Source organism: Microbispora sitophila (genome assembly GCF_014892245.1).
GTDB lineage: Bacteria > Actinomycetota > Actinomycetes > Streptosporangiales > Streptosporangiaceae > Microbispora > Microbispora siamensis.
In genome coordinates this window covers 150,367-163,710 of the sequence record NZ_JADBGC010000008.1, presented here as the reverse complement: position 1 = coordinate 163,710, position 13,344 = coordinate 150,367, and the positions used below count along the sequence as shown (strand labels likewise).

15 protein-coding genes are annotated in these 13,344 nt (G+C 71.7%); 7 read left to right on the top strand and 8 right to left on the bottom strand.

The features are described 5' to 3' along the window. Positions 1-3: 3 nt before the first annotated feature. Positions 4-900 (top strand): aldo/keto reductase, encoded by an 897-nt coding sequence (locus IL992_RS16690; RefSeq protein WP_193204264.1) that lies wholly within the window; start codon positions 4-6, stop codon positions 898-900. 26 nt (positions 901-926) lie between these two features. On the opposite strand, the gene IL992_RS16685 is transcribed toward IL992_RS16690, so the two are convergent. Continuing rightward, entirely contained in the window at positions 927-1,511 is a 585-nt protein-coding gene (locus IL992_RS16685) for an NADPH-dependent FMN reductase (protein ID WP_193204263.1), read from the bottom strand. 159 nt (positions 1,512-1,670) lie between these two features. Between IL992_RS16685 and sigJ the strand changes: the two genes are divergently transcribed. After that, positions 1,671-2,606, top strand: coding sequence for an RNA polymerase sigma factor SigJ (gene sigJ / locus IL992_RS16680; protein ID WP_193204262.1), 936 nt, complete (start codon positions 1,671-1,673; stop codon positions 2,604-2,606). 86 nt (positions 2,607-2,692) lie between these two features. Here sigJ and IL992_RS16675 read toward each other — a convergent pair whose 3' ends face one another. Continuing rightward, positions 2,693-2,857 carry a hypothetical protein gene (locus tag IL992_RS16675; protein ID WP_193204261.1) on the bottom strand — a complete coding sequence of 55 codons (165 nt, stop codon included), beginning with the start codon at positions 2,855-2,857 and terminating at the stop codon, positions 2,693-2,695. A 253-nt stretch (positions 2,858-3,110) separates the two neighbouring features. On the opposite strand from IL992_RS16675, the gene IL992_RS16670 reads away from it, so the two are divergent. Further along, a complete protein-coding gene (locus IL992_RS16670; protein ID WP_319018600.1) occupies positions 3,111-3,659 on the top strand; it encodes a phosphatase PAP2 family protein in 549 nt (182 codons plus the stop codon). A 17-nt stretch (positions 3,660-3,676) separates the two neighbouring features. Here IL992_RS16670 and IL992_RS16665 read toward each other — a convergent pair whose 3' ends face one another. Next, complete coding sequence (locus IL992_RS16665) at positions 3,677-4,846, bottom strand: acyltransferase family protein (RefSeq protein ID WP_193204260.1); 1,170 nt, start codon at positions 4,844-4,846, stop codon at positions 3,677-3,679. Positions 4,847-4,929: 83 nt separating this feature from the next. Between IL992_RS16665 and IL992_RS16660 the strand changes: the two genes are divergently transcribed. Then, positions 4,930-5,106, top strand: coding sequence for a hypothetical protein (locus tag IL992_RS16660; protein WP_226873138.1), 177 nt, complete (start codon positions 4,930-4,932; stop codon positions 5,104-5,106). 50 nt (positions 5,107-5,156) lie between these two features. On the opposite strand, the gene IL992_RS16655 is transcribed toward IL992_RS16660, so the two are convergent. The 3 genes from IL992_RS16655 to IL992_RS16645 are packed head-to-tail and all read right to left on the bottom strand — an operon-like array spanning position 5,157 to position 8,022. Further along, positions 5,157-6,080 carry a DUF72 domain-containing protein gene (locus IL992_RS16655; protein WP_193204259.1) on the bottom strand — a complete coding sequence of 308 codons (924 nt, stop codon included), beginning with the start codon at positions 6,078-6,080 and terminating at the stop codon, positions 5,157-5,159. Positions 6,081-6,124: 44 nt separating this feature from the next. Beyond that, the gene (locus tag IL992_RS16650) at positions 6,125-7,315 is read right to left on the bottom strand and encodes a S8 family serine peptidase (RefSeq protein WP_193204258.1); all 1,191 of its coding nucleotides are present in this window, start codon (positions 7,313-7,315) and stop codon (positions 6,125-6,127) included. Next, on the bottom strand, positions 7,312-8,022 hold the full coding sequence (locus IL992_RS16645) for a hypothetical protein (RefSeq protein ID WP_193204257.1): 711 nt from the start codon (positions 8,020-8,022) through the stop codon (positions 7,312-7,314). Before IL992_RS16645 ends, IL992_RS16650 begins: the two co-directional genes overlap by 4 nt. A gap of 638 nt (positions 8,023-8,660) precedes the next feature. On the opposite strand from IL992_RS16645, the gene IL992_RS16640 reads away from it, so the two are divergent. Together IL992_RS16640 and IL992_RS16635 are read left to right on the top strand one after the other, a co-directional pair. Further along, positions 8,661-9,476 (top strand): hypothetical protein, encoded by an 816-nt coding sequence (locus IL992_RS16640; RefSeq protein WP_193204256.1) that lies wholly within the window; start codon positions 8,661-8,663, stop codon positions 9,474-9,476. Beyond that, a complete protein-coding gene (locus IL992_RS16635) occupies positions 9,463-10,698 on the top strand; it encodes a helix-turn-helix domain-containing protein (protein ID WP_193204255.1) in 1,236 nt (411 codons plus the stop codon). The genes IL992_RS16640 and IL992_RS16635 overlap by 14 nt, the downstream gene beginning before the upstream one ends. A gap of 135 nt (positions 10,699-10,833) precedes the next feature. On the opposite strand, the gene IL992_RS16630 is transcribed toward IL992_RS16635, so the two are convergent. Continuing rightward, positions 10,834-12,183, bottom strand: coding sequence for a glycoside hydrolase family 36 protein (locus IL992_RS16630; RefSeq protein ID WP_193204254.1), 1,350 nt, complete (start codon positions 12,181-12,183; stop codon positions 10,834-10,836). Between the two features lie 79 nt (positions 12,184-12,262). Beyond that, a complete protein-coding gene (locus IL992_RS16625) occupies positions 12,263-12,631 on the bottom strand; it encodes a group I truncated hemoglobin (RefSeq protein WP_193204253.1) in 369 nt (122 codons plus the stop codon). 421 nt (positions 12,632-13,052) lie between these two features. On the opposite strand from IL992_RS16625, the gene IL992_RS16620 reads away from it, so the two are divergent. Then, a complete protein-coding gene (locus IL992_RS16620; RefSeq protein WP_193204252.1) occupies positions 13,053-13,319 on the top strand; it encodes a hypothetical protein in 267 nt (88 codons plus the stop codon). Positions 13,320-13,344: the final 25 nt, after the last annotated feature.

Here is a 13,344-nt window from a genome sequence, read left to right as displayed (position 1 = left end):
ACGATGAGTACGGAAACGATCAGCGCGGCGGCGGCGGGGTCCTGGCGGCTCGGCGACCTCACGGTCAACCGGATGGGGTTCGGCGCGATGCGCCTGACGGGCAGCGCCGCCTTCGACCTCGGCGCGCCGAGCGACCGCGAGCGGTCGATCGCGGTGCTGCGGCGCGCCGTCGACCTCGGCGTGAACCACATCGACACGGCGGCGTTCTACTTCTCTCGGCTGCGCTCGGCCAACGAGCTGATCAACCGGGCGCTCGCGCCGTATCCGGACGACCTGGTCATCGCGACCAAGGTGGGCCCGGGACGGGACCCGTCCGGCGAGTGGCTGCCGTTCGCCCGGCCCGACCAGCTGCGCGGCCAGGTCGAGGAGAACCTGCGCCAGCTCGGCCGTGACCACCTCGACCTGGTCTACCTGCGCCAGCCGGGGCTCGACTCGATCGCCGAGCACTTCGGCGCGCTCGCCGAGTTGCGCGACGCCGGTCTCATCCGGCACCTCGGGATCTCCAACATCCGGCCCGGGCATCTCGCGCAGGCCCAGGCGATCGCGCCGGTGGTGAGCGTGCAGAACCGGTACGGCGTCGGCGCCACGCGCAGCCGCGAGCTGCTGCGCACCTGCGGCGAGCAGGGCGTCGCCTTCGTGCCGTTCTTCGCGATCGCCGGCGAGGGCCGCGAGTCGGGGGCGAGCGGCACGGACCAGGAGGAGGTGCTCGCCGTGGCCCGTGCGCACGGAGCGGCCACCGCGCAGGTGCGGCTGGCCTGGACGCTCCAGCAGGGGCCGCACGTGCTGGCCATCCCGGGCACCGGCAACCCCGGTCACCTGACCGAGAACGTCGCCGCCGCCGCGCTGCGCCTCACGGACGAGGAGATGGCCCGCCTGGACGCGCTCTCCGACGCCGGCTGACCGGCCGTCTTTCCCCGGACGAGCGATCAGACAGCGACGGCGACCGGGGAGGTGCGCAGCGGCGCGAGGGCGGCGCTCCAGGCGACGACCTGGTCGAGCAGCGTGTCCAGGGCGCCGAGGCTGTAGGCGCCCGGCTTGAAAACGGTGTAGTTCTCGAACTCTGTCAGCAGGGACAGTGTGACCTGCGGGGTCACGTCGGCCATGTGCAGTGCCCCGCAGATGAGCCGCAGCTGCTCGACCGCGCGGGCGCCGCCGACGCCGCCGTAGGAGACGAACCCGACCGCCTTGTTGTTCCACTCCGCGTACAGGTAGTCGATGGCGTTCTTGAGCACCGCGGAGGTGGAGTGGTTGTACTCGGGAGTGACCATCACGAACCCGTCGAAGGAGGCGACGGCATCCGCCCAGGCCTTGGTGTGCTCATGCTGATACCGGCCCTGCGACATCGGCGCCGGTGTCGGCTCGTCCAGGTGCGGCAACGGGTGGTCCAGCAGGTCGACCAGTTCGAACTCGGCGTCCGTGCGGCGCGATGCCGTCTCATGGACCCACCTGGCGACCTGTGCGCCTCTGCGGCCGGGGCGGGTGCTGCCGAGGATGATTCCGATCTTGGTCATCGCTCTCCTGTTCCGATGCTGATGTTGTGGGATGTCCCTGCGAGCAGTACGACAAGGCAGCACCCGCGAATGTGAGGCGTCGCGGCAACCTCACAGTTCACCGCACTGTCTTGTCGGACTGGTGAAGGGCAGACCGCGACCCAGGGAGCTTCCGCAACCATGACCAACCACTCGGGGCCAGGAGACGACCGGTCCGACGCAGGCCTGAGCGCGATCATCAGCGAGCGGCGTCAACTGATCAATCTCGCCTACCGGCTGCTCGGCTCCCTGGCCGAGGCTGAGGACGTCGTGCAGGAGACGTACGCCCGCTGGTATGCCATGTCCCGGCAAGAGCAGGACGCCATCGAATCTCCCGGCGCCTGGCTGACCAAGGTCGCCGGCCGCCTCTGCCTCAACGTGCTGTCCTCGGCACGGGCCCGGCGAGAGACCTACGTGGGCGAATGGATCCCCGAGCCGCTACCCGACCCCACCGAATGGATCACCGGGCGGCCGGGCGGCGTCACCGCCGACCCGGCCGACCGGGTCACCCTGGATGAGTCGGTCAGCATGGCCTTCCTCGTCGTGCTCGAAGCGATGACCCCGGCCGAGCGCGTCGCGTTCGTCCTGCACGATGTGTTCCGCTACTCCTTCGCCGAGGTGGCCGAGATCGTCGGCCGTACGCCGGCGGCCTGCCGCCAGCTGGCCTCCTCGGCCCGCCGCCGCATCCGCGACTCACGCGCCGCTGCGACGCCGACATCCCGTCAGACGGGGATCGTCAAGGAATTCAAGCAGGCCTGGGAGGCCAAGGACATCAAGACCCTCATCGGCCTCCTCGACCCCGGCGCCACCGCCATCGCCGACGGCGGGGGCGTCGTCGGCGCCGCGCTCCGCCCGATCGAAGGCGCCGAGCAGATCGTGCGCTCCCTGCTCCGTCTCGGGGACAGGCTCCGCGACCTGACGCTCCTGGAGCGTACGGTCAACGGCCAGCCCGGCCTGATCGCCCAGCAGGACGGCGTCACCGTATCGGTGTACGCGTTCGACGTCGCGGACGACCGGATCAAACACATCTGGGTCGTACGCAACCCCCACAAGCTCCGCCCATGGACCACAGCCTGACCCGCCTGATCGTCAGCGTTCGTCTTGGGTGACACCCCTGGGAAGGCCGCCGGCTTCCCAGGGGGAGCCGGCAGCCCGGATGGCGGTCACTGGTCGCTCTTGGCCTCTGCCTTGGCCGACTGCATGTCCTCGCCCTTGCCTACCTTGGCCAGCGCCTCACGAAGCTGCTCGGCGGTCATCTTGGAGTTGCCCTCGATGCCCGCCTCATGGCCCTGACGGCGCAGGTCGTGGAGTTCCTGGTCCTCACTCATGACCTGTTCCCCTCCTGCGTACCGACATCAGAGCCGCTGGTCCCCCGCGGACGCGCCGCCCACACGGCCGCCGGACGAAGTTGGCGCGATTTTAGGAGGCGCATGGGACAGGAGCAGGGCGGCCGTCCGGGATCATTCCGGGACCGGACTTCGCCGGTGGCATCAAGAGGGAGGTCCAGTGGCTTCGGCAGGTCGCGGCGGCGTGCCCGCAGGTCGTCAAGGAGAGAACCGTTTCGCCCGTGGACTGACCGAAGTGTTCGCACCCGCGCACATCGTCATAGGACTACCGCTGGTGGTGGGCGCGACCACCAGCGGTTGGGCGGGCGTCGCCTGGGGCGCGCTGACCGCGGCACTGTGCGGAGGGATTCCTCTCGGGGTGCTTCTCGCAGGCGTTCGGTCGGGCCGATTCGGCGACAAGCACGTCAAGGATCGGGCCCAACGGCCGAAGCTGATCGGACTGATCGTCGCCCTGGTTGTCACCGTGCTGGCCCTGATGGTCATGCTCGGCGCTCCGCGCCTGATGGTCGCCGGCGCGGCCGCCATGCTCTCCACGCTGGCGGTGACCGGTCCGGTCACGCTCTGGTGGAAGATCAGCTTTCATACGGCGGTGGCGGCGGGCGGCGTGGTGATGCTGGCGTGGATCCTGCCGCCGGTTCCGGTCTACACGGCCGGTGCCGTGCTGGTGGCTGCGCTCGCCTGGTCCCGGGTGGTCATCCGCGATCACACGCTCGCTCAGACCGTCGCGGGAGCCATAGCCGGCGGAGCCGCGACGTGGCTCACGCTCGCCGTCTTCTTCCCATGACCGCAGCGGCCGGTGACTCACGCACCGTTCGGCGGGTGCCCACGCCCACCCCTCACGGCTCCGGACCCGACGGTGCCGGTCTTCCTGTTCAGGCGGCGGCCGAGGCGCTGTCCGGGGGCCTCCACGAGCCGGTACGCCACGTGACCGAGGGCCAGCAGGGCGAGGAAGAACACCGGGAGGTTCGGGACGACCCGCAGCAGGAGCGGGTGCAGCAGGTACAGAGAGAAGCTGATCACCCCGAGGTAGGCGAGCCACCGGGGGAACGTCCGGTGCCGCAGCACGAACGCGAGCGCGAAGAAGCCCGCCGCCAGCAGGACCGCCGAGGCCCAGGCGGGCTCGCGGGCCACCAGTACGCCGCAGACGAGGACCGTCAGCAGGGCGGCGACGGCCCGGACCGGCCGGAGCGTGCCCTGCTCGGCGCGCCACACGGCGGTCCCGGCGAACATCACCGCCGCGATGACCAGGCCCTGTCCCGCCCCGATCCGGCTGCCGAGGATCACCAGCGCCAGGCCGAGCAGGCCGCCGATCACCGCGGCCGCCGTCCTGAGGCGCCCGTTCGCGGCCACGGTCACGACGACGACCAGGACCACCGCGACGCCCATGAGCGCGGCGACCAGGTCCGCGCCGCCGTTGATCGTCGCGCCCGGCATGAGCAGCCCGAGCGGCACGGCCGCCACCGCCAGGACCACGGCGATCGGCGCCGACCTGTGCGCCTGCCGTACGGCGAACAGCCCCGCCGTCATCAGGTAGAACGCCATCTCGTAGGAGAGCGTCCACATCACGTTGATCACCGAGGGGACGCCGAGGAGTTCCTGCAGCATCGTGAGGTTCGCCAGCGCGACGAGCGGCGGCGGCCGGCGGTCGAGGCCCGGCGACGTCGCGAACACCCCGGCGTACGCGAGGAGCAGCGCGAGGGCGAGCGCGGCGAGCAGCAGCGGGAGAAGCCGGAAGGCCCGCCCGGTCCAGAAGGCCCGCAGGTCGCCCCGCCGTTCCAGCGAGGCCGGGATGATGTATCCGCTGACCAGGAAGAACACGAAAACCCCCCAGGTGCCGACGTCGACCCTGCGGTCCACCTCCCCCCAGACGCCCGGGACGAAGGTCCAGGCCGAGTGGTGCAGCGCCACGGCCGGAGCGGCGATCCCGCGTAAGGCGTCCAGCCATGCCAGCCGGGTGCGGTTTGCTGCCATTCAGGTGACTTTAGGCGAAATACGGTGTCGGCAGCACCGCGCCTGGTGAGCCGCGGACTCCGCAGGAATGCTAGGAAACGGGGATGGACCCTCGTGATCTCCGGCTCCTGGATGACGACGCTCTGGAGCGGTCCTCGGTCGTGGCCAACAGCGACATGAACCGCGAACGCCGCCTGGCGGCCTACCGGCGCGAACTCGGCGTCGACGTCCTCGCCCTCCTGCGCGGCGCCGAGCGCGACGAGGGAAGACGGCGGGAGTGAGCGCCCCGACGGTGAAGCGGGGAACACGGCCAGGCGGCCGTGGACTCCTACTACGCGTTCGGCTGACGCCCGTCGCCGGGCCGGGGGCGTACGTCGCAGTCCGTCAGGCCCGCGAGCACGCCGGCGAGCTGGCGGGCGTTGGTCTGCGCGTAGTCGCGGTAGCAGTTGTTCATCAGCACGTGGGTCATGGACGCCTGTCCACCGAGTTCGCGCAGCCTCGGCGCCCACCGCTTCAGCTCCTCGAGGGAGTAGCGGTAGCCGAAGCGCTCGTGGATGTCGTGGCTGGTCCACTTGTCGCTGTGCCCGTGGAAGCGCACGACCTCCAGGTCGCATGTGGCCGCGAGGACCGGTGGGATCGAGTCCGGATAGCCTTGCGGCATGTCCACGCACACGTACGGAATCGCGTACGAGCGGAGGAAATCGAGGGTCTCGGCCTGGTTCTCCTCGCTCATCCACGTGTGGTTGCGGAACTCCACCGAGATGCGGAGCGGCTCGCAGCGCCGCTTGCACTCGAGGATGTAGTGCTTGTTCGCCCTGCCGATCGGGAACCACCGGGGAAACTGGAAGAGGACCGCCCCGAGCTTGCCCGCCTCCCGTAGCGGCAGCAGGGCGCTGAGGAACCGCTCCCAGACCTGGTCCACGACCTTCGGGTCGAGGTCGCGGGCGTACAGGTTCTTGCCGCCGCCACTCGGCCGCAGGTCCTTCGGCAGCGCGGCCGGCCGGGTCGGATGCCGCGTGAGCAGCGAGAACGCCTTGACGTCGAAGACGAATCCCGCCGGCGTGCGCTCGGCCCACAGCCGTACGGTGGCCTCGGCGGGCGGCGCGTAGTAGGTCGAGTCGACCTCCACCAGCGGGAACCGGCTCGCGTAGTGGCGCAGGCGTTCCTCGGGCGTCGTGACGCCGGGCGGATACCACCCGGACTCCAGCAACGTCTTGTCGGTCCAGGACGCCGTGCCGACCAGGATCTGCCCCATACCTCACGATAAGGAGCCCGGTCCGCCCCGGCCGGCGGCGGGGCTCAGGCCTTGCGGCGGCGGAAGAGCAGGAAGGCGACGAACAGGAGCAGAAGACCGGCCGCTCCCGCGCCCCCGCCGATGAGCAGATAGCCGGTGTCGATGGGCGGATGGGTCGTGGGCGCGTCGGTGGGGCCGTTCCCGAAGTACTTCTTCCCCTTGTACGGCACGGCCCGGACCGCGGGCTTCCCCGGAGAACCGGCCGCCGCTACCACGGCGGCCGCGTCCACCTGGCCGAAGCCCACGAGCGGGTCGTACCCACCGGCCGGATGCCGGGCGGTCCTGGTCAGGATGGCGCGGATCTGCCCCGGCGTGAGCTTCGGGTTGCGGGACAGGGCCAGCGCGACCACCCCGGCGGCGAGGGCGCAGGCCGGGGAGGTGCCGTCCACCGACTGGTAGCCCCCGAGGTTCCTCGCGCTGTAGATGCCGACGCCGGGGGCCGCGATCGTGGTGTAGGTGTGCACCTGGGAGAAGCCCGCCCGGCGGCCGTCGGGCCCCAGCGCCGCCACGCCGATGACGCCGGGATAGGCGGCCGGGTAGGACACCCTTTTGTTCGCGTCCACGTCCAATCGATCGGTCGAGCCGCCGTTGCCGGAACTGGCCAGGATCGTCACGCCCTTGCTCACCGCGTAGTCCACCGCGGCGGCCGTGTCCTCCTCGTATCCCGCCAGGATCGCCCACTCGTCGGTGCCGAGCGACATCGAGACGACCTTCGCTCCCTTGCCGACGGCGTACCTGATGCCGTTGGCCAGGGCGTGCGCCGCCTTCTCGGTCTGCGCGTCCTGCTTCATCTTCAGCGCCCGCTGCCGCGCCGGGTCCTCGTGATCCCAGAGGACCCGCACCGACAGGATCCGGGCCTTCGGCGCCACCTTGAGCACGTCGGACGCCATCGCGGTGCCGTGCTCACCCCAGTACGACCGGCCCGGGCGGGCGCCGCCCCCGATGAAGTCGGGGCCGGTCGTCACCCGGCCGCGCAGCGCGGGATGTCCGGCCACCACACCGGTGTCGAGCACGGCCACCAGGACGCCGTCCCCCTGGGCCGTCCGCTGCGCCTCGGGCAGCCGCAGGGCCGCGGCCTCCCAGTCCCTGGGCGCGTCCGCCCGCGCCGGAACCGCCGTGCCCGCCGCCGAGACGACCACCGAGACGACCGCCGCGAGAACGGCGGGAAGGGCGGCACGAAGCCCGCGCCCGGTCACGCTCCCCCCTTGAAGGTCAGATCCGTCAGCCGCCAGGCGAGGGACTTGGCCAGCCCTTCCGCCACCGCGCTCCACGGCTCGCGGTCCATACGCTGGCCGCCGCGCCGCTCGCCCCAGGGCTCCGGGAGCCGGCCCGCCTTCCTGCCGTCCGACGGCCCCGCCGAGGCGACCACCGCGCACGGCGTGTCGATGTCCAGCACGCTGTAGCTCCCGCTGCCCGCCCGTACGGCGTCGCTCCAGGTGATCCCCGGGGCGGCGAGGGCGTGCACGGCCTGGTCGGGCCGGTCGGCGTCCCCCTTGTCGTGGACGAGGTCGCCGAAATCGAGCGCGATCTTCGGGTCGCCGAACATGACGATGGCGATGCTCGCGGCGGTTCCACCCGTGTCGTCCACGTACGTAGCGCGGACGGCCGCGACACAGCCGCGCCTGGCCGCCTCCTTCGCCACGGCCCCGGACAGCGCCTTGGCGCAGGAGGTCTCGGGGGAGACCGCGACCCTGGTCCAGCCGCGCTCGGTGTCGGGGTCGCCCTGTTTCTTCTCCGGGTCCTGCAGGCCGAGCGCCGTGGGGAACAGCGTCTCCACGGGCTCGTTGCGCCAGAGGTTGCGCAGGTATTCCTTGTTGCGGATCTCCTGGCCGCTGTTGGACACGGCCTGGGCGACGACGGCGCCCCCGCCGAGCAGGAGCAGCAGGCCGAGGCCGGCGGCCACGATCCCGCCGAGGACCCGCCCGGCCCCCCGCCGCGGCCGGCCGTCGCCTTCGGGCTCGTGCGGGCCTCCGGGCGCGGGCCACTGGCCCGGCTGCGACGGTTGCTGCGAGGGTTGCTGCGGCGGCTGCTGCGGCCGCGGCTGCCCACCGGGCTGGAATTGCGGGCCCGGCCCGACCGGCGGCGCGTATCGGCCCGGGGGCCGACCTTGTGGCGGCTGATTTTGTGGTGGATAGCCCGGCCACGGATGGTGCGGCGCTGCGGGCGACTGCGGACCATACTGCCCCGGGCCATGCTGTCCCGGACCGTAGGGATCGGCGGGAGGCCGGCCCGGATACGGGCCGGAAGGTGGGGGATGTGCCATCGCTCTCCCGTTGTGCGCGCCATACGCGGCACGCCCCCCGGCAGCCGGCCGTACGGCTGGGGAGCGCGGCGCGCGCACACGCCGGCCACGCTCCCCTCCCCGATCATGACATTTCGCACTATAGCCATCTCGTCGGCCGCGCCCGGGCGTCTACGACGGTCAAAAGAGCGGTGTGACCGACGTGACCCATGAAGCGTTCGCGGGACTATGATGTTGGAAAATAAAGTGCCTCCGGCGTCCGGCGGTCACTGGAAAAGCAGCACTGGACAGAGCAGCACGTGCGAAGCACACCGGAGGTGGCGATGCTGTCGACCTGGGCTCTGGAGACGTTCGGCCCGCGCGCCGAGCAGATCCGCCAGGGGGTGACCGAGGCGCTGGCGCTCGCGCTGGAGAACGCCCAGGACGCCCAGAAGACGGCGCGGACCGAGCTCCTCCACCCGTTCGGCTTCACGCTCATGTCCCGCAAGTTCGAGGCCCTGGCCAGCGCGTTCGCGGACATGCCCGACGTCGAGACCGTCAAGCCGCCGGGCTCCCAGCACGAGCTCGTCGTGCTCGGCGGCAACCTGCTGTTCCCCTTCCGCTACGCCAAGGACCGCTCGGTCAGCGTGGTCAACGCCAGGATCGGCGACGGCAGGCCGTCCGGGCTGGTGCAGGCGCTGTTCACCAGGTTCGGCCCGCGGCCCTGGGCCGAGCAGCTCACGCTCGGCGGCGTCGAGGCCGCCCTGCCGGAGCCCGCGACCCCGGCCGCCCGCGCGCTCACCCGGCTGCCCGAGGGCACCCGCCTCGTGCTCATCGCGTACGCGTGCAACGCCAAGGCCGGTCTGCTGGACGTGTGGTGGGGCGAGGCCGAGCTGCTCGACCGCACCGGCAGCCTGCGCTGGCACCACTGCGAGCCGATCCCGCTCGCCGGGCAGGTGCCCGCGGCCGAGCTGCCCGGCCTGGTGGCCCCCGTCGGCGAGGCGTCCGCGTTCACCCGGGGCGCAATGCCGGCTCCGGCGCTGAATCCCCGCCCGCCCTACGAGCGCGCGACCGCCCTGCCTCCGATGAGCGAGGCACCGTACGCACCGGACGCCGCCGCCGATGAAGGACGATGACCGGCTGCGCCTGGTCGAGGAGACCGTTCCCCCCGGATCCGGCAACCCAGCATCCCGCAACCCGGCACCCCGCACCCCTGCACCCGGCAACCCGGCGCTCAGCCCGCAGGCCGTGGCGGACGCCTTCGACGGAACCCGCCTCACCCAGGCGCGGAGGCTGGCGGCGCTGACGAAGAAGGAGGTGGCCGAGCGCATCGGCGTGTCACCCGCGGCGGTCGGCCAGTACGAGGCCGGGGTCACCCGGCCGCGTCCCGATCTGGTCCCGCTCCTCGCCGAGGTGCTCGCGGTCCCCGCGGCCTTCTTCCTGCCGGGCCGCCCGCACGGCAAGCTGGACGGCTCGATGGCGCACTTCCGCAGCCTGCGCTCCACCCGGGCCTACCAGCGGGCCAAGGCCGTGGCCTTCGTCGAGCAGGTCTGGGAGCTGACGTACGCGTTGGAGAAGCGGGTGCGGCTCCCCTACGTGGACCTGCCGGGCTTCGCTGGGGGCGAGGTGCACTCGGGCAGCGCCCTGCCCCGCGATCCCATGGGCGCGGCCCGCGCGCTGCGGGCCCACTGGGAGCTCGGCACCGGGCCGATCAGCCACCTGGTGCGGCACATGGAATCCCGGGGGATCGTCGTCGTCTTCCCCCAGGCCGACGAGGACGCGGTCACGGTGGACGCCTTCTCCACCTCCAGCCTGCCCCGGCCCATCGTCGTCCTGACGCCCAACCGCTTCGACGACGTCTACCGGCATCGCTTCACCGCCGCCCACGAGCTGGGGCATCTGGTGCTGCACGGGGACGCGGCGGCCGGGGACAGCCAGCAGGAGCGCGAGGCTGACTCCTTCGCCGCGGAGTTCCTCACGCCGCGCGACAGCATCCTGCCCAGCCTGCCCGCCCGCGCGGACCTGCGGCGGCTCGCGGAGCTGCGCCGTGTCTGGGGCGTGTCGGTCGACTCCCTGCTGTACCGGTGCCGGGAGGTCGGCCTGCTGTCCGACTCCGCGGCCGGGCGCGCCTACCAACGGCTCGCCGCGCTGCGCGGGCAGCCGGGCTTCGCCACCGAGCCGGTCTCGGGCTACTCCGGCGAGCAGCCGGTCCTGCTCGCCCAGGCCTTCGAGATGGCCGCGGCCGAGACCGGCCTGACCGTGCCCGCGCTGGCCCGGGAACTCGCCTGGCCCGTGGCACGCGTACGCGAGCTGATCGGCCTGCCCACTCACCGCCCCGAGCTGAGACTCGTCCCCTGAGGCCGCGTCCCGGGCGACGGCCTCCTCATTCCGTGGACCGACGCCCCGACGCGCTGGCCGCCTGTCGGCAGGCGGTGTCCGGTCGCCACCCCGCCGGTTGACATGCCGGCGGACCGGCGGAGCCGGGAGCGCGGGTCAGACGAGCGGGGTGGGGTCGGCGGGGGTGAGCAGGCGGCGGGTGGTCTCCAGCCCCCACTCGTCCAGGCCACGCAGCCGATCGCTGGAGGCCCGCAGGCCGCCGTAGCGCTCGACGGTGCGCGCCCAGTCCTCCCGCCGTTCGACCTCGGGGCGGAGCATGAGGCAGTCGGGGTCGTTGATCCAGAATCTGCCGTGCTGCCACGCCCGTGCGACGGTGTTCCTGGTGGCGTTGGCCTGGCTGGGCTCGGACGGGTGTCCGCTGGGGTTCTGCCAGTACGCGGCGATGTCCGGGCCCACTCGCATGGCGTCGACCATGCCGACCGAGGGCAGGATCGGCGCACCGCACCCGAGCAGGTACGCCTCGGGACCGATGGCCTCGCGGATCAGCCGCAGGCCGTGGCGATAGGCCTCCACGCCCGTCGCATCCTCGTGGCGGCGGCCCTCCAGCGCCCCCGCGTACACGAAGTCGATTTTGAAGTAGTCGACGCCCCAGCCGCGCATGGTCCGCAGTGTGTCCGCCAGGTATTCGGCCGCACCGGGATGGGTGAGGTCGAGCGCGGCGCAGGAGTCGCCGAGGACGTCACCCGCGAAGACCGGGTCGCCGCTCCCGGGATCGGTCACCAGCCACTCCGGATGCGCGGCGAAGAGCGCGCTCTTGCGGGCCACGACCATGGGGGCGATCCAGATCCCGGCCCGCCGTCCGTGCTCGCGGATGCGCCGGACCAACCCGGGCAGGTCGTCGAAGCGGCCCGAGGACGTCAGCCAGTCGCCCGGCGCGGCCTGGTAGCCGTCGTCGATCTGCACGACGTCCACGGGGACCGCCAGGTCGTCCATGGCCGTGAGATTCTCGGCGACGTCCTCCTGGGTGACCTCGGAGAAGTACTGGTACCACGAGCACCAGACCGTGGGCGACGGACGCGGGCGCACACCGGTCGGCCCGGCGAAGGCGGCGCCCCAGCGGGCCAGCGCCGCCTCCAGCCCGCCCTGGTGCTCCGTGTGGTCCACGGGGGCGTCCGACGCGATCACGACCTGGCCGCCGTACGGCCGTGCCTCGATGACCGGCACCCGGGACGCGACGCTCTCGGCGCTCGCGGCACCGAAGACGTGGACGGGCCCGCCGTCCCCGGGATCGACGGTCAGCAGCCCCTCGCCCCGGAACACGCCCTCGTCCGGGGCGGAGCCGTAGTGGCAGTCGATGACCAGTGAGTTCGGCAGGGTCACCCGATAGGGCGTCTCCGCCAGGGGAAGGGCAGCGGTGACGCTCCAGGACTGCCAGCCCTCCGCGTAGACCCGGGCCCTCGCCGGGTCCACGCCCAGGGCGGCGACGTCCTCAAATCGCGATTCCATCACCGGCCAGTTCACCTATGAACCGGTTAAGGGTCAAGAGCCGTCTCATCGGGTGGACGGGCGCGGTTGCGGCGGCTGTTCAGGCCGCGACGGCGCTCTGCACGACCTGCTCCTTCAGCGGTGCCAGAGCCCCGGCGATGGAGCCGATCGTCTCGGCGTCGACGCCGCACGACTCCAGCGCCCCGGCGAGATGGAAGACCACCTGGTCGAACTCCTCCGCCGTGATGCCGAGCCCCGCGTGCGCCTCGTCCATCGACTTGCCCCGGTATTCCTGCGGGCCACCGAGCGCGGCGGCGACGAAGCTGCGCTGGTGCGCCTTCAGCTTGGCCATGTCGACGTCGGCGAAGTAGCCCCGCAGCATCGGGTCGGCGACGACCCGCGTGTAGAACTCGTCGACCACGGCCGCGACCGCGTCCGAACCGCCGATCCCATCGAAGATGGACGCCATACCGCTTTCCTCCCGCATCTGCGTGACCTCGTTGCCACGACGATCGCCACGCGTCGTTACGGGCCGATTACCGGGCGGAAATACGTACGTAGCCGGGCTCTCACGCGGTCGACACCACCGAAAAGGCCGCAGGCGGGGGGCGGGTCCGGGTGCCGGTTGTTGCTCCAAGTAGTTGATTGTTCCCACTGGCGACGCGAGCGGGGCGGAGATACGGTCCCCCTCGGGAGGACGTTTTTCGCCTTCACGACAAGAAAAGCGTCAGCGAATTCGCTCTCGATATACCGGGCTATTTCGGGGTTGCCGACGCTTAGGGGCGATGTCTACCTTTGACAGCAAATGTGGCTCGGGGGGCGAGCGGCGGGCGGCAGCAGGGGGCGGTGTGGCGGAAGAGATGGTGCCCAACCCTCGCCACGCACAGCTGGTGGAACTTCTGAAAGAGGTACACAACCGATCTCAGGAGGTCGGGCAGGCATACCAGCGCGTCTACGCGTCGATGCAGTCCGGCAAGGTCTGGACGGGACCGACCGCCGCGAAATGGACTACCGAGGTCGCCGACCGGCACCACCGCCTGGCGCAGCTCGTACGGCAGATGACCAACGCGATCGAGGACGAACTGCACCGCTATCCGGCGATGGTGACCCGTTCCCAGGCCGAGCTCATCCGTCGCCGGCTGACCGGACGCCCCTGAGCCCGGCAGCCATGGGAGGAAGGAC